The organism is Escherichia sp. 94.0001, assembly GCF_013369155.2.
In the GTDB taxonomy this organism is placed as follows: domain Bacteria; phylum Pseudomonadota; class Gammaproteobacteria; order Enterobacterales; family Enterobacteriaceae; genus Escherichia; species Escherichia coli_F.
On the sequence record NZ_JABWMS020000002.1, the window covers coordinates 107840 to 127111 of the forward strand.

19 protein-coding genes are annotated in these 19272 nt (G+C 52.2%); 5 read left to right on the forward strand and 14 right to left on the reverse strand.

The window, feature by feature from the left end; all coding sequences use genetic code 11:
* Window positions 1–2: 2 nt before the first annotated feature.
* The 3 genes from ansA to sppA form a co-directional block, all read right to left on the reverse strand.
* Window positions 3–1019 carry an asparaginase gene (gene ansA / locus HEN33_RS01615; protein WP_001170162.1) on the reverse strand — a complete coding sequence of 339 codons (1017 nt, stop codon included), beginning with the start codon at window positions 1017–1019 and terminating at the stop codon, window positions 3–5.
* Between the two features lie 131 nt (window positions 1020–1150).
* On the reverse strand, window positions 1151–1861 hold the full coding sequence (locus HEN33_RS01620; RefSeq protein WP_001030438.1) for an SIMPL domain-containing protein: 711 nt from the start codon (window positions 1859–1861) through the stop codon (window positions 1151–1153).
* A gap of 115 nt (window positions 1862–1976) precedes the next feature.
* Window positions 1977–3833, reverse strand: a complete 1857-nt coding sequence (sppA, locus tag HEN33_RS01625) for a signal peptide peptidase SppA (RefSeq protein ID WP_088541829.1) — start codon at window positions 3831–3833, stop codon at window positions 1977–1979.
* A 160-nt stretch (window positions 3834–3993) separates the two neighbouring features.
* Between sppA and HEN33_RS01630 the strand changes: the two genes are divergently transcribed.
* The 3 genes from HEN33_RS01630 to topB all read left to right on the forward strand — a co-directional run bounded on the left by HEN33_RS01630 (window position 3994) and on the right by topB (window position 7665).
* A complete protein-coding gene (locus HEN33_RS01630) occupies window positions 3994–4545 on the forward strand; it encodes an NAD(P)H nitroreductase (RefSeq protein WP_000339269.1) in 552 nt (183 codons plus the stop codon).
* Between the two features lie 116 nt (window positions 4546–4661).
* Window positions 4662–5705: a selenide, water dikinase SelD gene (gene selD / locus HEN33_RS01635; RefSeq protein WP_105271082.1), complete on the forward strand. Its 1044-nt coding sequence runs from the start codon at window positions 4662–4664 to the stop codon at window positions 5703–5705.
* A 4-nt stretch (window positions 5706–5709) separates the two neighbouring features.
* Window positions 5710–7665: a DNA topoisomerase III gene (topB, locus tag HEN33_RS01640; RefSeq protein ID WP_105271083.1), complete on the forward strand. Its 1956-nt coding sequence runs from the start codon at window positions 5710–5712 to the stop codon at window positions 7663–7665.
* Window positions 7666–7748: 83 nt separating this feature from the next.
* Here topB and gdhA read toward each other — a convergent pair whose 3' ends face one another.
* The gene (gdhA, locus tag HEN33_RS01645; RefSeq protein ID WP_000373043.1) at window positions 7749–9092 is read right to left on the reverse strand and encodes an NADP-specific glutamate dehydrogenase; all 1344 of its coding nucleotides are present in this window, start codon (window positions 9090–9092) and stop codon (window positions 7749–7751) included.
* 234 nt (window positions 9093–9326) lie between these two features.
* Here gdhA and HEN33_RS01650 point away from each other — a divergent pair, with 234 nt between their 5' ends.
* Complete coding sequence (locus tag HEN33_RS01650) at window positions 9327–9599, forward strand: YnjH family protein (protein ID WP_105271084.1); 273 nt, start codon at window positions 9327–9329, stop codon at window positions 9597–9599.
* On the opposite strand, the gene nudG is transcribed toward HEN33_RS01650, so the two are convergent.
* On the reverse strand, window positions 9565–9972 hold the full coding sequence (gene nudG, locus HEN33_RS01655) for a CTP pyrophosphohydrolase (protein WP_105271085.1): 408 nt from the start codon (window positions 9970–9972) through the stop codon (window positions 9565–9567). The genes HEN33_RS01650 and nudG overlap by 35 nt on opposite strands.
* 86 nt (window positions 9973–10058) lie before the next feature.
* On the opposite strand from nudG, the gene HEN33_RS01660 reads away from it, so the two are divergent.
* Window positions 10059–10679, forward strand: coding sequence for a CDP-alcohol phosphatidyltransferase family protein (locus tag HEN33_RS01660; protein WP_001353164.1), 621 nt, complete (start codon window positions 10059–10061; stop codon window positions 10677–10679).
* A gap of 8 nt (window positions 10680–10687) precedes the next feature.
* On the opposite strand, the gene ynjE is transcribed toward HEN33_RS01660, so the two are convergent.
* The 9 genes from ynjE to xthA all read right to left on the reverse strand — a co-directional run bounded on the left by ynjE (window position 10688) and on the right by xthA (window position 19034).
* Complete coding sequence (gene ynjE, locus HEN33_RS01665) at window positions 10688–11995, reverse strand: thiosulfate sulfurtransferase YnjE (RefSeq protein WP_176263753.1); 1308 nt, start codon at window positions 11993–11995, stop codon at window positions 10688–10690.
* A 66-nt stretch (window positions 11996–12061) separates the two neighbouring features.
* The gene (locus HEN33_RS01670) at window positions 12062–12715 is read right to left on the reverse strand and encodes an ATP-binding cassette domain-containing protein (protein WP_176263752.1); all 654 of its coding nucleotides are present in this window, start codon (window positions 12713–12715) and stop codon (window positions 12062–12064) included.
* Window positions 12715–14250: an ABC transporter permease subunit gene (locus HEN33_RS01675; protein WP_176263751.1), complete on the reverse strand. Its 1536-nt coding sequence runs from the start codon at window positions 14248–14250 to the stop codon at window positions 12715–12717. The genes HEN33_RS01670 and HEN33_RS01675 overlap by 1 nt, the downstream gene beginning before the upstream one ends.
* On the reverse strand, window positions 14223–15389 hold the full coding sequence (locus HEN33_RS01680; protein WP_176263764.1) for an ABC transporter substrate-binding protein: 1167 nt from the start codon (window positions 15387–15389) through the stop codon (window positions 14223–14225). Before HEN33_RS01680 ends, HEN33_RS01675 begins: the two co-directional genes overlap by 28 nt.
* A 9-nt stretch (window positions 15390–15398) precedes the next feature.
* Entirely contained in the window at window positions 15399–15947 is a 549-nt protein-coding gene (locus HEN33_RS01685; protein WP_000524105.1) for a carboxymuconolactone decarboxylase family protein, read from the reverse strand.
* Entirely contained in the window at window positions 15947–16654 is a 708-nt protein-coding gene (locus HEN33_RS01690; RefSeq protein ID WP_000977148.1) for a TVP38/TMEM64 family protein, read from the reverse strand. The genes HEN33_RS01685 and HEN33_RS01690 overlap by 1 nt, the downstream gene beginning before the upstream one ends.
* 14 nt (window positions 16655–16668) lie before the next feature.
* Window positions 16669–17346: a lipoprotein YdjY gene (gene ydjY / locus HEN33_RS01695; protein ID WP_160530700.1), complete on the reverse strand. Its 678-nt coding sequence runs from the start codon at window positions 17344–17346 to the stop codon at window positions 16669–16671.
* Between the two features lie 4 nt (window positions 17347–17350).
* Window positions 17351–18061, reverse strand: coding sequence for a TVP38/TMEM64 family protein (locus tag HEN33_RS01700; protein ID WP_176263750.1), 711 nt, complete (start codon window positions 18059–18061; stop codon window positions 17351–17353).
* Window positions 18062–18227: 166 nt separating this feature from the next.
* Window positions 18228–19034, reverse strand: coding sequence for an exodeoxyribonuclease III (gene xthA / locus HEN33_RS01705; RefSeq protein ID WP_115738666.1), 807 nt, complete (start codon window positions 19032–19034; stop codon window positions 18228–18230).
* Window positions 19035–19272: the final 238 nt, after the last annotated feature.

Consider the following 19272-nt stretch of genomic DNA (forward strand, 5'->3'; position numbering starts at 1 on the left):
CCTTAATCATCCGGCGTCAGTTCGCCGCGCAGGTTTTGGCTCATGGCCTTGCGAATGGTTTCAGTATCCAGTTCCTGGCTAAGCAGGTAATGCAGTTTGGTTAGCGTGGCTTCTACAGTCATATCTGCACCGCCAATAACGCCGGCATGGGCGAGGGCGTTACCGGTGGCATAACCCCCCATGTTCACTTTACCGGACATACATTGTGTCAGGTTGACTACCACAATTCCGCGATCGCTGGCTTCTTGTAATTCTTGCAGGAAGGCTTTGTTTTGTGGCGCATTACCCACGCCATATGAGCGCAGAATCAATGCTTTCACCGGTTGGCGCAGAAAATTGCGCACGACGTCAGCAGAAATCCCCGGATAAATCGTCACTACGCCAATCGGTTGTGGGGTGATTGGATGAACGATCAATTCCCCTTCACCGTGCGGGGCGGGGGGCGTATTCAAACGACGAATATGGATACCTGCTTCCAGTAACGGAGGAAGGTTTGGAGAGGCAAACGCATCAAAACCATCGGCATGGGCTTTGGTGGTACGGTTGCCACGATAAAGTCGATTATTAAAAAAGAGAGTTACTTCGTTGATAGGATAATTCGCCGCAACGTACAACGCATTCAGCAGATTAATTTGTCCGTCAGAGCGTAACTCAGCCAGCGGGATTTGTGACCCTGTCACAATGACCGGTTTACCGAGATTCTCGAGCATGAACGACAGCGCAGAGGCGGTATACGCCATCGTGTCGGTGCCGTGCAGAATGACAAAACCATCATAGTCGTCATAATGCGCTTTAATATCTTCAGCAATATGCTGCCAGTCTTCTGGCGTCATATCTGAAGAGTCCATCAGCGGCGTATATTCATGAATGGTGAAATCTGGCATCTCCGGGCGATGGAATTCTGGCATCAGCGCCAGTTGGCGTTGTAGATGACCTGACACCGGAATATAACCCTGCTCGGAACGCTGCATCCCGATGGTCCCGCCCGTGTAGGCGACGTAAATTGATTTCTTTTGCATGATATTGATATGAATGATATCGAAAGAGCAAAAGTATATACGTGAGGGGCAGCGAGCGCACCTGGATACTCTGTGGATATGAGAAAAGTCCGGCAGAACGGAGGGATTAGTGTCCCGCCGGAGAAAAGTGGTTAATCCTGCAATGCATAGGTTACGGTGGTGACTACGCGTACCGTTTTATTAATCGCCGTAGGATCATCTTCATCACTGCCACTGGCGAAGATCTGGAACACGCCTTGTGAGGCATCGCTAATTGACCCCACCTGGCTACCTGAGTCCGTTGCAAATTGTAATGCTGCGTTGCGTGCATCTTTGGTGGCGGCGGCAATCATCTCAGCGCGCAGTGCGCCAATACCATTAAAGCGATAGGCGACTTTGCTCTCAGCGATAGCGCCCTCCGTAGCGACTTGCAGTTCGTTTAATTTCGCGACGACTTTTTCGACAGCAGCAACATTATGGGTTTTTATCGTCACTGACCCGTCTGCGTTATAGCGTGGCATTGTGGGATCATCTTTCAGATAAAAGGAATCTGTTCGCTTGCTTGTCCATTGGCCCAGGGTTATCTCTTTCTCGTTAATCCCCTGAGCATTGAGTTCGGCAACAATTTTTTTCTGCGCGTCTTCCAGTTTCGGGAACAGTTCGCCGGGAATATTACCCTTAAAGTTAATCGCAATTGTTAATTCTGCCGTATCTGCGCGAACTTCTTTTTCAGAAAGCCCACGCACATTTACATAACGGTTATTGGTTTTTAAATGTTTAACACCATCGCCAACAAAATAACCACAGGCGCTAATCCCCAGTCCGAGGACGATAGCGGCAATTAAAGAGGGGGCCTTATTCACTGATGACTCCATATCAGATGCTAAATGAGCAAGGGAATGTAGTGGAGAGAGGGAGTGAAAGACAGTCCGATTCAGGAGTGTGGCCGACAGCATATCGGCCACATTTTTGCAGGATTTAACGCACGTTGGCACAGGTCAGGCAAAACGCATAACGGTTTTGTGGGTCGTTAAACGCTGCCAGCTTGTCGCTTTCACTTTTAACGGTAGAGGCTACCGAGGCCAGCGGTGCAGGTAACATGGCCTGGAACGCATCTGGCAACATTGCCCGGACAGAACCAGACATATTGTCCATCACTTTGTCGAAGAAGGTCGGTTCATCAACGTAGTATTCCAGATGCCACTGTTTCACTTTTGCCAGCTCTGCTGCTTTGGCAACCGCATCATCGAAATCCCCGAGACTATCGACCAGCCCGTTAGCTTTTGCATCCTGACCGGTCCAGACGTGGCCCTGGGCGATTTTATCAATCTGCTCCGGCGTCGAATGACGCGCATCAGCAACCAGCGTGATAAAGCGTTTATAGCCATTCTCAATGCTTAACTGCATCATCTGCTGCGCTTCCGGCGGCAGTGCCTTGGTGATAGAAACATCCGCCAGCGGTGAAGTTGAGACGCCATCGGTATGAACACCAATCGAATCCAAACTATTTTCTACGGTAGTGATCACGCCGAAGATACCGATAGAACCGGTCAGGGTGCTGGGGTTAGCCACAATGTAATTAGCTGGCGTGGAAATCCAGTAACCACCAGATGCCGCCATGCCGCCCATCGATACAACCACAGGCTTACCCGCTGCCCTGGCGGCTGCCAGTTCAGCGCGAATCACTTCAGAGGCGGTAACGCTGCCGCCAGGGCTATTAACACGCAGAACAATCGCTTTCACTTTCGGGTCAAGGCGAGCGTCGCGGATTTGTGCCGCAGTGGTATCACCGCCAACATTCCCCTGAGTTTCCTCGCCATCCATAATTGCGCCATTCGCGAAGACGACACCGATGCTGTCACCGGTATCTGCCGGCGTTTTCAATGCGTAATCGTAATAACTGATGGCGCGATAATTTTTATCAGTCTTACTCCAGCCGAACTCTTTGGTCAGAGCTTTTTCGATTTCGGCACTTGATGCCAGTGCATCGACCAGCTTGTTTTCCAGCGCATATTTCGCGGTATCGCCACCTGTTTTGGTTAAACCCTCAAGCAACCCTTGCGCACCAGGGAATACCTGCTGAGCAGGGATCTGCCGGTTAGCGGCAACAGTATTCAGATAGTTTTGCCACAGCTCACCGATCCAGCGGCTGTCAGCTTCGCGGGCTGCCGGTGACATATCATCACGAATAAACGGTTCAACGGCAGATTTATACGTACCCACGCGGAACACATGGGTGGAGACTTTCAGCTTATCCAGTAACGATTTGTAGTACAGACCGTTGGTAGCAAAACCGTGCAGATCCACCACGCCTTGTGGAGATAGCCAAATTTTGTTGGCGAAACTGGCGAGATAATATTGCCCCTGGCTGTAGTTCTCGCCTATGGCATAAACTGGCTTCCCGCTGTCACGAAACTCTTTCAGGGCTTTGCCGATGTACTGCATAGACGGCTGGTCGCCGCCTGCGAAGTTTTTCAGATCCATCACGATACCGGTGATATTGCGGTCGTCCTTCGCCTGGCGAATGGTGTTGACGATATCAAACAGTGAGTTTTCCTGCAGACGATCGGAACTGGCACCAAGGAGCTGGCGGCTTAGCTTACTAAACCGCTGAGAACTGTCGGGTTTATCGACGATTACACCAGATATGTCCAGCAGCAGCGCGCCACGACTGGCCGTTTCTTTCGAATCACCACCACTGACCTGCATCCAGATCCCCACACCAACCAGTACGAGAAAAATAAAGAACAGGTTAAGTACCATTTCACGGACGAAATTCAGCAGACGCCACGTCCATTTAAAAAATCCGGCAATAAATCGCCAAAGGGTTCGCATGTATTCTCCCAACTTAAGGTCACACCTGTCACAGGCGCAATAGATGTGGTTATCGTAATGACCCAACCGGCACTTGTCAGCAGGAATTGCGGACTGTGCTGTAACAAAATCCACTCTCGTGTTAATTTTGTGAATAAATATCATGACAGGAGTTAATCAAATGGATGCACTCGAACTATTGATCAATCGCCGTAGCGCCTCCCGCCTGGCTGAACCTGCGCCAACGGGTGAACAACTGCAAAACATACTGCGAGCGGGTATGCGTGCCCCGGACCATAAGTCCATGCAACCGTGGCATTTTTTTGTGATTGAAGGGGAAGGACGCGAGCGTTTCAGCGCATTATTGGAACAGGGGGCGATTGCTGCCGGTAGTGATGACAAAGCTATCGACAAAGCGCGTAATGCGCCGTTCCGCGCACCGCTCATCATAACGGTGGTGGCAAAATGCGAAGAAAATCATAAAGTCCCGCGCTGGGAACAGGAAATGTCTGCGGGATGTGCGGTCATGGCGATGCAAATGGCAGCAGTTGCCCAGGGGTTTGGCGGCATCTGGCGCAGTGGCGCATTAACTGAAAGTCCGGTAGTGCGTGAAGCATTCGGTTGCCGTGAGCAGGATAAAATTGTCGGTTTTCTCTACCTTGGTACGCCGCAGTTGAAAGCATCTACATCGATAAACGTTCCGGACCCGACGCCGTTTGTGACTTATTTCTGATAATTGTCGCGAAACTGTCTGGATTGTGAGCAAAGGCGCAGGAATTCAGACACTCTCACTTATCACTTCATGGAATGAGGGTTACCATACCCGGATTGCATTGACAGGAGATGTCCATGAGCGAGAACTCGATTCGTTTGACCCAATACAGCCACGGTGCAGGTTGCGGCTGTAAAATTTCCCCAAAAGTGTTGGAAACCATCCTGCACAGTGAGCAGGCGAAGTTTGTTGATCCGAATTTGCTTGTGGGTAATGAAACCCGCGACGATGCGGCGGTGTACGATCTGGGCAATGGCACCAGCGTTATCAGTACCACCGACTTCTTTATGCCGATCGTTGATAAACCTTTCGATTTTGGCCGCATTGCGGCGACTAACGCCATCAGCGATATCTTCGCGATGGGTGGCAAACCGATTATGGCGATTGCGATCCTCGGCTGGCCTATTAACAAACTTTCCCCTGAAATTGCCCGCGAAGTAACCGAAGGTGGACGCTATGCATGCCGTCAGGCGGGTATTGCGCTGGCTGGCGGTCACTCCATCGATGCGCCGGAGCCGATTTTTGGTCTGGCGGTAACGGGGATCGTACCGACCGAGCGGGTGAAGAAAAACAGTACTGCACAAGCCGGATGCAAACTGTTCCTGACGAAACCGCTGGGAATTGGCGTTCTTACTACGGCTGAGAAAAAATCACTGCTGAAACCAGAACATCAGGGACTAGCGACGGAAGTGATGTGCCGGATGAATATTGCAGGCGCGTCCTTTGCCAACATCGAAGGCGTAAAAGCGATGACTGACGTGACTGGTTTTGGTCTGCTGGGGCATTTGAGCGAAATGTGTCAGGGTGCTGGTGTGCAGGCGCGAGTCGACTATGACGCGATCCCGAAACTGCCGGGGGTTGAAGAGTACATTAAGTTGGGCGCAGTGCCTGGCGGCACCGAACGTAACTTTGCCAGCTATGGGCATCTGATGGGTGAAATGCCGCGTGAAGTGCGCGATCTGCTGTGCGATCCGCAAACTTCTGGCGGTCTGCTGCTGGCGGTCATGCCGGAAGCAGAAAATGAGGTCAAAGCTACAGCCGCCGAGTTTGGCATTGAACTGACGGCGATTGGCGAACTGGTGCCAGCGCGCGGCGGTCGTGCCATGGTTGAGATCCGTTAATTCAATGCGGTTGTTTATTGCCGAAAAACCGAGTCTGGCGCGCGCCATTGCTGATGTCCTGCCCAAACCGCACCGGAAAGGCGATGGCTTTATCGAGTGCGGTAATGGCCAGGTGGTGACCTGGTGTATCGGTCACCTGCTTGAGCAGGCGCAGCCAGACGCCTACGACAGTCGCTATGCGCGCTGGAACCTGGCCGATCTCCCCATTGTCCCGGAAAAGTGGCAATTACAGCCACGACCCTCCGTGACCAAACAACTTAACGTCATCAAACGCTTTCTGCATGAAGCCAGCGAAATCGTTCACGCCGGTGACCCGGACCGTGAAGGGCAATTGCTGGTAGATGAAGTGCTGGACTACCTGCAACTGGCACCAGAAAAGCGCCAGCAGGTACAGCGTTGTTTGATAAACGACCTGAACCCGCAGGCGGTTGAGCGGGCGATCGATCGTCTTCGCTCCAATAGCGAGTTTGTACCACTGTGCGTTTCTGCGCTGGCGCGAGCACGAGCCGACTGGTTATACGGCATCAATATGACCCGCGCGTACACCATTCTCGGTCGTAATGCGGGTTATCAGGGCGTGCTTTCCGTGGGCCGCGTGCAGACGCCCGTGCTCGGGCTGGTGGTGCGCCGCGATGAAGAAATTGAAAACTTCGTGGCGAAAGACTTCTTTGAAGTCAAAGCGCATATCGTGACACCTGCCGATGAGCGGTTTACCGCTATCTGGCAACCGAGCGAAGCGTGTGAACCGTACCAGGATGAAGAAGGGCGCTTGTTACATCGTCCGCTGGCGGAGCATGTGGTCAACCGCATCAGCGGCCAACCGGCTATTGTCACCAGCTATAACGATAAACGGGAATCAGAATCCGCACCGCTGCCGTTTTCGCTTTCGGCGTTGCAGATTGAAGCGGCTAAACGCTTTGGTCTGAGTGCGCAGAACGTGCTTGATATCTGCCAGAAGTTGTACGAAACGCACAAGCTAATCACTTATCCGCGTTCCGATTGTCGCTATCTGCCAGAAGAGCATTTTGCCGGACGCCACGCGGTGATGAATGCTATCGGCGTCCATGCGCCGGATCTGTTGCCGCAACCAGTGGTAGATCCAGATATACGCAACCGCTGTTGGGATGACAAAAAGGTCGATGCGCACCACGCCATCATCCCGACCGCGAGGAGTTCTGCCATCAACCTGACGGAAAACGAGGCGAAGGTCTATAACCTGATTGCTCGTCAGTATTTGATGCAGTTCTGTCCGGACGCGGTGTTCCGCAAGTGTGTTATCGAACTGGAAATAGCCAAAGGCAAATTTGTCGCTAAAGCCCGTTTTCTTGCTGAAACAGGCTGGCGCACACTGTTAGGCAGCAAAGAGCGCGATGAAGAAAACGACGGCACGCCACTGCCTGTGGTGGCGAAAGGCGATGAGTTGCTGTGTGAAAAAGGTGAAGTGGTAGAGCGGCAAACCCAGCCGCCGCGCCATTTTACCGATGCAACACTGCTTTCGGCGATGACCGGGATCGCGCGCTTTGTGCAGGACAAAGATCTGAAAAAGATCCTTCGTGCCACCGATGGTCTGGGGACAGAAGCAACCCGTGCCGGGATTATTGAACTGCTGTTCAAGCGTGGCTTTCTGACCAAAAAAGGGCGCTATATCCACTCCACCGACGCCGGAAAAGCGTTATTCCATTCACTGCCAGAAATGGCTACGCGACCGGACATGACCGCGCACTGGGAATCGGTGCTGACGCAAATCAGCGAAAAGCAGTGCCGCTACCAGGACTTTATGCAACCGCTGGTGGGGACGCTGTATCAGCTAATTGATCAAGCCAAACGTACACCGGTGCGGCAGTTTCGCGGCATAGTGGCTCCAGATGGCGGAGAAGGAAATAAAAAGACTTCATCACGTAAGCGAGCAGCGAAAAAAAGCCCGCCAGCAGCAGAGGCGGGCAGTGGAGTGATAATGTAATGCTCTGATGCAGTCAGTTTTCGTAGGCCAGATAAGGCGTTCACGCCGCATCTGGCATAAACGCCTGAAACGGCGCTAATGACTTAAATCACACCCTGCGCCAGCATCGCATCGGCAACCTTCACAAAACCGGCAATGTTCGCGCCCTGCACGTAGTTGGTTTGCTCACCTTCACCACCATGCTCAACACAGGCATGGTGGATATCCAGCATGATGTGATGCAAACGTGCGTCAACTTTCTCGGCTTTCCAGCCCAGGCGCGCAGCGTTTTGCGCCATTTCCAGGCCGGATGTAGCTACGCCACCAGCATTAGCCGCTTTACCCGGTGCAAACAGTACGCCTGCCTGCTGGAACAGTTCAGTCGCTTCGATGGTGGTCGGCATATTTGCCCCTTCGGCGACGGCTTTAACGCCATTGGCGATAAGCTGATGCGCGGCGTCTACATCCAGTTCGTTCTGGGTGGCGCAAGGCAGGGCGATATCAACTGGTACAGACCACGGCTGTTGGCCTTCGAGATAGACCAGACCAAATTCTTTGGCGTAATCTGCCACACGACCATCGCGGCTGGCTTTGATTTCGATAAGACGCGCCAGTTTCTCTTTCGTGAATCCGCTTTCATCAACGACAGTGCCACTGGAGTCTGACGCAGTGATCACACGAGCACCAAATTCCATCGCTTTTTCGATAGCGTACTGAGCGACGTTGCCGGAGCCAGAAACGGAAACGCGCATCCCTTCAAAACCCATACCGTGGCGTTTTAGCATTGCTTCTGTGAAATAAACCAGACCGTAGCCGGTTGCTTCCGGGCGAATAAGACTGCCGCCAAAAGAAAGCCCCTTACCGGTGAAGACGCAGGCGGTATTGTTGGAGAGCTTTTTCATCATCCCCGCCATAAAGCCGACTTCACGACCACCAACGCCGATATCGCCCGCCGGAACGTCGGTATCTGCGCCCAGGTGGCGATACAGTTCAGTCATTAGCGCCTGGCAGAACCGCATCACTTCGCCTTCGCTTTTCCCTTTCGGGTCAAAATCGCTGCCGCCTTTACCACCGCCCATCGGCAGAGTTGTCAGGGCATTTTTGAAGGTTTGCTCGAAGCCGAGAAATTTGAGAATGGAGAGGTTAACTGACGGATGGAAACGCATACCGCCTTTGTACGGGCCGATGGCGGAGCTGAACTGCACGCGCCATGCACGGTTGACCTGCACCTGGTTGCGATCGTCAACCCATACCACGCGAAACTGGATCACGCGCTCCGGCTCAACCAAGCGCTCCAGTAATGACATTTGGCGATATTTTGGATTTTGTTCAAGAAAAGGCCAGAGTGTGGTCATTACTTCACGAACGGCTTGCGCGAACTCGGTTTGATTCGGGTCGCGCTTTTGGACATGGTTGAGGAATGACTCCAGAGAATATGTCTGATCCATAGATATAAAACCCTTATATATTAATACGATTATGCTTATGTTGTTTATGTCATGTGCTTTTGCAGTTTTCGACTATACCATCAAGAATGTGACGGTAAGCAAGAAAAAAATGACTCACGAAAGCAAATTAATAACGGGAGAAATCTCATAACCAAAAGCGATAACTCAGACGCTAAAGTTTTGCCGCCAGGCTACCGTTATCAGTAACAGAGACAAAACGTTAAGGAGTTCCCTGTGAGTCGAGCATTGTTCGCCGTAGCATTGGCATTTCCATTCATTGCACTGGCTAACCCGCATTATCGTCCGGACGTGGAGGTGAACGTACCGCCAGAAGTGTTCAGTTCAGGCGGGCAGTCAGCGCAGCCCTGTAATCAGTGCTGCGTCTATCAGGATCAAAACTATTCTGAAGGGGCGGTAATTAAAGCCGAAGGAATACTGCTGCAATGCCAGCGGGATGACAAAACTCTTAGCACTAATCCGCTGGTCTGGCGGCGCGTAAAGCCATAAACGCCTTTAATAGTGGAATGTCAGCAGGGGCCAGCGGATATTGCAGAGCCTCTTCAGGTGAGCACCAGACCAGCGCCTGATGTTCATGTGCCTGTAACGTCCCGTGGAAGTGGGGTACGTGCCAGGCATGAAGATGGATAATCCGCCCCGACACTTCTCGCTGATGGCTGGCAACATACTCACCCACAGTTGCTTCGATGCCCAATTCTTCGCGTAACTCACGCACCAGCGCCTGCCGCTGGCTTTCATCCGGCTCGACTTTACCACCGGCAAACTCCCATAATCCCGCCTGATCGCTATGGGCGGGGCGTTGAGCGAGTAAAATTTTGCCATCACGTTCGATGATGGCGGCAACAACTTCAATCATATTCATAAATTACACACGGGCAGATAAGCGAAAAATGCCATAATATCCGCACTGTTGCTCAATCAGAAAGGCTTTATATTTAAGGAGTGCCTGTGTTAGACCGCCATCTTCATCCCCGAATTAAACCTTTGTTGCATCAGTGTGTGAAGGTGCTGGATAAACCCGGCATTACGCCAGATGGTTTAACATTAGTGGGATTTGCCATCGGCGTGCTGGCACTGCCGTTTCTGGCGCTGGGCTGGTATCTGGCGGCGCTAATCGTCATTTTGTTGAACAGGCTGCTTGATGGTCTGGACGGCGCGTTGGCGCGGCGAAGAGGACTTACCGACGCGGGTGGCTTTCTCGATATTTCTCTCGATTTTCTTTTTTACGCACTGGTGCCTTTTGGGTTTATCCTCGCCGCACCGGAGCAAAACGCGCTGGCAGGCGGCTGGCTGCTGTTTGCGTTTATCGGCACGGGCAGCAGTTTTCTCGCTTTTGCTGCGCTGGCGGCGAAACATCAGATTGATAATCCCGGTTATGCGCATAAATCGTTTTATTATCTGGGCGGGTTAACCGAAGGCAGCGAGACGATTTTGCTGTTTGTTCTGAGTTGCCTCTTGCCAGCTTATTTTCCGTGGTTTGCGTGGGTATTTGGTGCGTTGTGCTGGATGACGACCTTTACGCGGGTGTGGAGTGGGTATCTGACGCTGAAGTCGCTCCAGCGCCAGTAATTGCAATGTTATTTGCTGCTGTCCGGGCCGCGCTCACCGGTTGCTACGGGATTTTTCGGATCGCTGCTCCATTCATACCAGCCGCCATCATATACGGAGACGTTATTCCAGCCCATTGCTCGTGCGTACATAAAGGTTTCGGACGCGCGCCAGCCGGTGCCGCAGTAGAATGAAACTTGCTGATCTGGTTTGATATTCCATGCTTTCCACATAGCGGCAATATCATCGGCGCTACGCATGGTGCCATCCGGGTTATGGAAATCCTCCATATGCGTCGAGTCGCTACCAGCGTGTCCCCAACGGGCTCCGGCTATTTCACCTTTTGGCTTAATATAGCTGTAACCACTGGTCGTACCGATAAATTCTGGCCACGAACGAATGCTCACCAGCGATGCATCCTGGCGATGCAGCAGCCTACGGGCCTGTTCCATATCAAGCATCAACTGCGGTTGCGCCGGGATCTTCACGCCGAAATCCGGTTCAGCTTTCACTTTCGGTGGCGTTCCGCGCTCAACAGGCAGTCCCGCGTCGGACCAGGTTTGCCAGCCGCCGTCCAGCAGGCGCATATCTTTCACCCCTGCATAGAGCATAATCTGTGCTACACGCGCTGCTGCGTATACATCACGACCATATAGAATCACCGTGGTGTCATGACGAATGCCATGCTTTGCCAGCATCGCTTTCAGTTGTTCATCAGAGACTTTATTCCACAGCGGTTCGCTTTCCACTTCGTTGGTATCGATGTAATCCGCGCCAGGAATATGGCTAATAAGATAAAGTTTCGGTGCGCCCCAGGCTGCTTCAATGATTTTCCAGTCACCGGCAGGTTTCGCTGTAACGTCTTTTCCTTGTTGCAGGTCATGCAGCCATTGTGGATAAACCAGCTGCTCAAAGTGCGGAAGTTTTTGCAGACGGGAAGGTTCGCTTAGCGCGTCACTCAAAATGGAGATATGCGTAAAGCCTGCTTTTTGCAGACGCGTTTTGACGGCGTTGACATCTTTGTCATTACCGTACAGCGCCACCGGAGCATCGGTTTTCAGGTTATGTAGCTTGATCCACTCGTTGAGCTGTTCGGTGCTCATTTTGTCGAGCCAGCTAGCAGAAAGGTTTAAGGCGGCAGGTTCATGACCGGAAGGGCCATTTAAGGTTTGTGGCCAGCCGTTATAAAACGCGCTGGGGCGAGTATCTATCGCTTTGCCATTTTGTTGTTGAAGCTGGTCAAGAGTAAGAGGCTTCGCCAGTTCAGCGGCCCACGAAGAAGCGCAAGCCAGCCCTAAAGCCATTGCCAGCGCGGTCATTTGAGAAACACGTTTCATCGAAAATCCCGACATTGTAGTTTTGAGTGCGCCATTCTGAACTGACACATTGGGAAAAACTTTGCGTTATCGCAGTTTGTTGTAATTTTCTGACCACTGCGCCATATCCAGAACAGAACTATCAGCAGGAACATCCTGGAGATCGTGCGTTACCTGAACGACGGGGATCGCCAGTTCGCGAACTTCGCTGAACACCCACTGGCGAAAATTATCGCGCAGAGCCACATCAAGACGGCTGAACGGCTCATCCAGGAGTAACGCTTTTGGCTGGGCGAGAAGGGCGCGTAGCAGAGCAACGCGCGCTCGCTGACCACCAGACAAAGTGGCAGGATCCTGATGGAAAGCTCCGTCAAGGCCTGAACGCTCAAGTGCATCATTCACGGCATTATGTCGGGCATTCCCCTTAAGTGTCGCCGGTAGCGCCAGCAGTAAATTTTGCCCGACGCTGAACTGGTCAAATAACAGTGCATCCTGGAAAAGAATGCCAATCTGACGCTGTGCGGTGGGTAGCATGTCAATCCGTTGCTCATTGAGCCATAGCTCACCTGCACAAGAAAACTGTCCGGCCAGCGCACCAATCATCCATGAAAACAGTGTAGATTTTCCACAGCCAGACGGCCCCATTAACGTGACAATGTCACCTTTATCCACCGTAAAGTTAACGTTTGTCAGCAAGCGGCTTTCTGGTAAACGTAGCGAAACATTTTTCACGCAGAGCATTAGCGGAGTCCTTGTCTGACATAACCTACCCATTTTGCGACTAACGCGGTCAGGGCAAAAATAATAAGCGGCAACAGTAGTTGCCATAAAGCCTGGGCGGCGAGAATGCCGTTGCTGCCGCCGCTGCTTAATGCCACCGCTTCAGTGGTGAGCGTCGGAAAACGCCCCGCGCCCAGCCACAGCGTCGGCATATACTGCGCAATACTGACTGAAAATCCCACCGCGAAGGCAATCAGCGCAGGGCGCAACATGAGTGGGCATTTCACGTAAAAGAAGATTTTGGCCCGCGACCAGCCCAGTGTTTGCGCAATCAAAATTAACCGTGAATCAATGCGCTGCCAGGCGGGTTGCAGGATAAACAGCATCCACGGCATTACCCACAGCAGATGCCCCCAGACCACCGCTGTCCAGCTCCCATCTATGTTCAGCCATAGCGCCAGCATGTACTGGCCCGCCACCAGCGGCAGAGCGGGTAATAAAATGGGCAACCAGAGCCACAACTGGCGACGCTTTGCCCCCCATTCCAGCCACAGCAGCAACAGGACCAAAGCGATAAACGTCGCCACCAGCCCCATTGTCAGGCTGTTGATGAGCGCTTCACTATTGATCGTCGACGGATCCGCGAGGATCGCCAGCAGAACCACACACAGCACACCGGTTAAGGGTAAAAAAATCGCCAGCGTAATCCCTGGCAATAAAGGCGTGGCAGGCTTACGAACGCCATCTACGCGGGGAATAGTACGCCGCCAGCCACGCCATAGCAGATAGCCCAGCAAAACGTAGGCGGCAAGTAACAGCATCAGCAGCAGACTGGCAAGCGCGCCTTTTGTCTGTTGGTCAATGCCACCCTGGGTTAGCCACTGCCAGCTAATTACCGCCAGCGTCGGTGGATTACCCGGCCCGAGAATAATTGCCACATCCACGACCGACAACGACCATGCCACAATAGCCAGCATCGCCATTGCCAGTGCAGGCGCGACGGAGGGCAACAACAACCAGTTCAGACATTGCCAGCGGCTGTAGCCCAGCGAATCCAGTACAATAACCTGCTGCAACAGCCGTTTCTCGCTCAATACTGCCGCTAAGATCCACAGCAGAAATGCGCTTTCTTTCACCGCCAGGGTAAGGCCCAGCCCAATACCCAATTTGTCCATCGGCGGAGTGAGAAAAGGAAAAACCTGATAAACCAGGCCACCTTCAGCAAACAGCAACAGGGCGCTGGTGGCAAAAGCCACATGGGGAATGGCGAGCAGCCACGGCAGACGGGCGCACATACGCTGCCATTTCGGCCCAGGCCACAGCGCCATAATTACCAGCAGGGCAATCGTCAATGCGCCGAGCGCCGCGATGGTTGTTGACACCAGCGTTTCCAGTAAGGCCTGCGGTAGCTGCGGATCGGCAAATAACGCCTGCCAGTGTGCCAACGACAAAGCAGGCGATATCAGCGTGAGAGCTGCCGGGATCAGCGGTGCATAAATCACCGCCACCATCGCCCACAGCAACAAGATTAATGCGTACCGTAACGGTGTAGCCATTCTTGTTCCAGCGCATTTACCCAACCTGCGTGCGGTTCAGCCAGTACCGGCGGCAGATCCTGCGGCATTCTTGATTGCAATATTTCACGCTGCCCGTCAGGCAGTTTTTGTGGATCGAGAACCGATGGATCGCCCCAGACAGCAGGATCTGCCTTACGCAGCTGTGCATCAGGTGAGAGCAGGAAATTGGCAACCACCTTCGCCGCAGCACTGGCATTCGCGTTGACCGGAACGGTGACAAAATGCACGTTGCCAATCATCCCCTCGTTAAAACCAAAACTGTAACTGCTTGCCGGCAAATCGCCACTGGCGATTTTTTGCTGGGCATGTGCAGGATTAAAGGTCAGCGACAGGCGCAATGTGCCAGCTTTCAGCAGAGCATCCATCCGCGCGGGCGAAGGTGGGAAATCCTTTCCTTCGCGCCATAGATACGGATGCAGCGCATCAAGATATTGCCACAAGGGCGCAGTGATACGGGCGAAAGTCGCATCGTTCGGCGCTTCTTTTAATGCTGCGGGATCTGGCGTCAGCATAATCAGTAACTGTTCAAGAAATGCGGTGCCAGTAAAGTCTGGCGGGCGCGGATAGGTAACCGTGCCAGGATTGGCTTTAGCAAATTCCAGTAAGTCTTGCGGTGTTTGTGGTGGCTGTGGCGTAACATCGCGGCGGGCGATAAACGTCAGTTGTGCGCCGCCCCACGGTGATTCTGCGCCTTCTGTAGGCACTGAAAAATCTTCCCGTACCGGCAGTTGTGTGTCGACATAGCGCCAGTTGGGCAGAGTCTCCGCCCAGCCTGTTTGTAATAAATTAGCCTCTTTTAAGGTGCGGAAGTTTTCGCCGTTCACCCAGAGCAGATCCACCGAACCGCCTGTCTCGCGCCCGGCTGCGGCTTCGGTCTGAATGCGCTTCACCGCGTCTGCGGCATCCGCCAGGCGGACAATCTTCAGGTTTATATCATAATGGGTTTTCATCTCGCCGCTAACCCAGTCGAGATAGCGGTTAATTGCGGTATCGCCGCCCCAGGCGTTAAACCAGACGGTTTGCCCTTTGGCCTCATTTTTAACTTCCTGCCAGTCACTGGCATGTGTTGCCAGAGAAAACAGCGATAACAATCCCAGCAACCACCCACAATGGCGCATCATCTCTCCTTAAGAACGTTTTTCAGGAATACGGCACAGCCCCTGAGCGGGAATGTCCATGGCAGAATTAAAACGGGCTGACAGGTTTTGCAGGCCGATCAATGCCGTCAGTTCGGTGAGCGCCTGGGCGTCAAAATGCGCAGCCAGTCGGGTACGCAGGGCATCATCGACCGTTGGCGGCGTTACGCTTGCGGCTTCGGCGTACTCCAGCGCCAGCCGTTCTTCATCGCTAAAGAGCGGGCTTTGCCGCCAGTCAGCCACTGCCAGCAGTTTATCGGTGCTGCCAGTGCGCTCGGCGACTTTCATACTGGTGATATCCACGCAAAACTCACACAGGCACATTTGCGCAATGCGCGCGCTGACAAGCGATCGCACTACCGGATCGAGCGGTGAGCGTTTACGCTCCAGCCAACCGACAAACATCGACACCAGATAAAAGATAAACGGGATCCGTCCCCACCAGCGAATTGGACTTAGCACCTCGCCGTAATGGCGACGATGCAGCCACGCCTGCGGACGTAAACTTAAAGGAATTTTGCTAAGCGGTGGTAAACCCATCAGGCATTCCTCTTCTGGCGTTCAAGCCATATTTTTTTCGCCATAAAAATCACCACGGTCAGGGCAAACAGAATAAACAGTCCGGTGACAAACCAGAAGGTACCGCCCGTTAACATACTGCCCGCCCAGGAATAAACAATAGTCGCCGGTAATTGACCAAGCCCGGTGGCGATAAAAAACGAGCGAAAACGTATTGACGTCAAACCGGCAGCATAGCTGATTGGATCGAAAGGGACAAAAGGCAATAACCGGCATACCAGGATAGTGTGTTTGCCGTAGCGAGTGAAAAAGCCGTCCATACTGTCAAGCACGGTTTTACCGGTTAATTTTTCCACCACTTCGCGGCCCATCACTCTGGCAATAAAAAAGCATAGCGCCGCGCCCGCCATAGAACTGGTCCACGACAGCAAGCCACCCCAGAACGCACCGAACAGCGAGGCATTGGCAAAGGTGATCAAAAATGCAGGCAGCGGTGCAGCAATGGCCTGTAAAATCATCAACATGAACGAGACAACTGCTGCCAGTGCGCCGTAAGACTGAATAAAGCGTTCTATACCCTGTTGGTCCACGGCGGCAAACGCCGCAACGCTGCGATTGATAAACTGATGGACGCCGGGAAGCAGTGCCCATGCCAGCAGCATAGCGAACAACAGGATGATGAGGGTTATACGGTAGTACCAGATTTTACGCGATTGCATCTTCATCATCCTTTATCGTGGCTTTATTCGGTGATTTTAAAGGTAACCGTAGCCAGCGTGTTATCTGCCGGGAGAACCGAGGCATTGCCTTTGAATTGCACTTCACCACGTTTTTCCACCGCACCATAAGTGTATGTTGCATTGCTGACGATGCCGACCGGGCAGCTATCCAGACATACCAGGCAGCCCGTTTTCTTCTCTTCTGCGGCGGCTAAATTACCGCCAAAGCGCATGTCCAGTTTTTTACCGTTATTGTCGACAATCACCTCATCGAAGGAATACGCTTTTGCTGCCCCTTGCCAGTTGACCGAAATATCCAGTTTGCTGCCCGCTACATGAGTCGTTTCTTTATTCTCCATGGTCATGTTTTCGCCCGGGATACCACCGGCTTGTTTCAGTGCTTCATAAAATGCTTTCGGGGTCGCATAACCCATAAACAGCGATTTATGTCCGTTGGAGCCATCTTTAAACACTATGCCGTGTCGAGTGTCGTCTGTCAGGAAACGGCCATTAATTTGTACCAGCATGGTGACCGTATGGTTATTGGCATCGACACGCAGCGGTTGGCTGTTCGAAAGTCCGTCGTATTCCACTTTTGCAGCCGCATTCTCTTTTTGATCGCAGCCGCTAAGCCCGGCAACAGCCAGTAAGCAGAGTGCAGCCAGTCCTTTTTTCCATGACGCTGAATAATGTTGCAACATCGTTCTATCCTTCATTTTTTGGGTGAGTAAGTGGGCTGCGGCGCGAAGCAGACAGATCCACGTGTTTGTGTCGGGCGTAGAGTTTGGCAAGCTGGACGAGAATAAACAGTGCCAGGCCCGCCAGACAGAGTTGTAAAATAAAGCGCAGCGTAATGCCTTCACTGGCGAGATCGCTGGCCATCACGGTATAAATAACGATACCGGGCAGGGTAGTGAGTGCCGAAATAAAGGTATAAGGCCAGAAGGCGATAGTGGTTAATCCGTAGGCGTAATTTTGAATATTGTAAGGAAACAGCGGGATTAAGCGGGTAAGAATTAAAAAATCGATACCGTTACGTGCAATGCCTTTTTCAATGGCCTGGAAGGTATGGCTGTGACCAACGTATTTCAGCAATAAATCGCGCCCCAAAAAGCGTGCCAACAGGAATGAACTCGAGGAGGCCAGCGTGGCGGCAATTAATGATAGTAGTGTCCCTAAGATCGGGCCAAAAACTATGCCTCCAGCGATCACCAGTATGCTTCCTGGTAACAGAAAGAGGGTGGCAATGATGAATAACAGAATATAGAGGCTATAACCGAACAATCCGCTCTGGCGAATGAGTGTCTGTAAGTGGGGTAAATCGGTGAGCAGATCGAATAAACCGAAAGCGTGGATAGCGTAAATGACCAGCGCAAAAATAAGACAGGCAAAAAGAAATTTACGCTCAGCGTTCATCGTGGAGTTTCCTATATCAAACTTGATAATAGAGAAGTGGTCAGACAACTAAAAACGCAGTGACGGTATAACAAAGGACGGCAGGCAACAAATCATTACTGACAGTTTGTTGATTTTTCTCAAGGTTAATTCTCCTGACTCCGTTTGAGTCAGGAGAGCAGCTAAATTAGCGGCGGAAGGTCGCCCAGACGGGGGCGTGATCGGACGGTTTTTCCATGCTGCGGATTTCATAGTCGATGCCGGTTTCTACGCAACAGTCTGCCAGCGGTTGGCTGGCGAGCAGCAGGTCGATACGCAGACCACGGTTATCGTCAAAACCTTTTGAGCGGTAATCAAACCATGAGAAACGATCTGCTGTTTGCGGATTCGCATGGCGGAAGGTATCCACCAGCCCCCAACTTATCAGCCTGTCCATCCATTCACGTTCTTCAGGCAGGAAAGAACATTTACCAGTACGCAGCCAGCGTTTGCGGTTCTCTTCGCCAATGCCGATATCCAGGTCGGTGGGGCTGATATTCATATCGCCCATAATCAGCACCGGATTTTCGCGCTTAAGTTCGGTTTCGAGATAGTTTTGCAGGTTCTGATAAAACTGCGCTTTCGCCGGGAATTTAATCGGATGGTCGCGACTTTCGCCCTGTGGGAAGTAACCGTTGATCACGGTGACATTACCCAGCGGCGAGGGGATTTCCGCCATAATAATTCGCCGTTGTGCCTCTTCGCCGTCGTCAGGGAAGCCGCGACGCACAGCAATCGGCGTCTCTTTGGTCAACAATGCCACGCCGTAATGGCCTTTCTGCCCGTGATAAAACACGTTGTAGCCGAGCTTTGCCACCTCTTCGAGCGGAAACATATCGTCATGAACTTTTGTCTCCTGCAGGCCAATCACATCCGGCTGGTGCTTTTCGACAATGGCTTCAAGCTGGTGAGGTCTGGCGCGCAGGCCGTTGATATTAAAAGAGACAAATTTCATAGTCGCTGCCATTTATTCAGATAAAGAGTGCGTGGATGGTAGCAGAATTTCGCTTTGCTTACCGCCTGTTGTTAAGTGATTTGATCGATGGTTGTTAATGATGTCAACGATGGCGCAAAAATTGCCCGCTTTTGGTGCGCGCTGCGTCAGAATGGCGCAGTAATTTCCAGTAAATTTCGTCAATGATCACAATTCCAGAATTATATTTTACTTTTGCATAATATTGCGTTTTTTATTC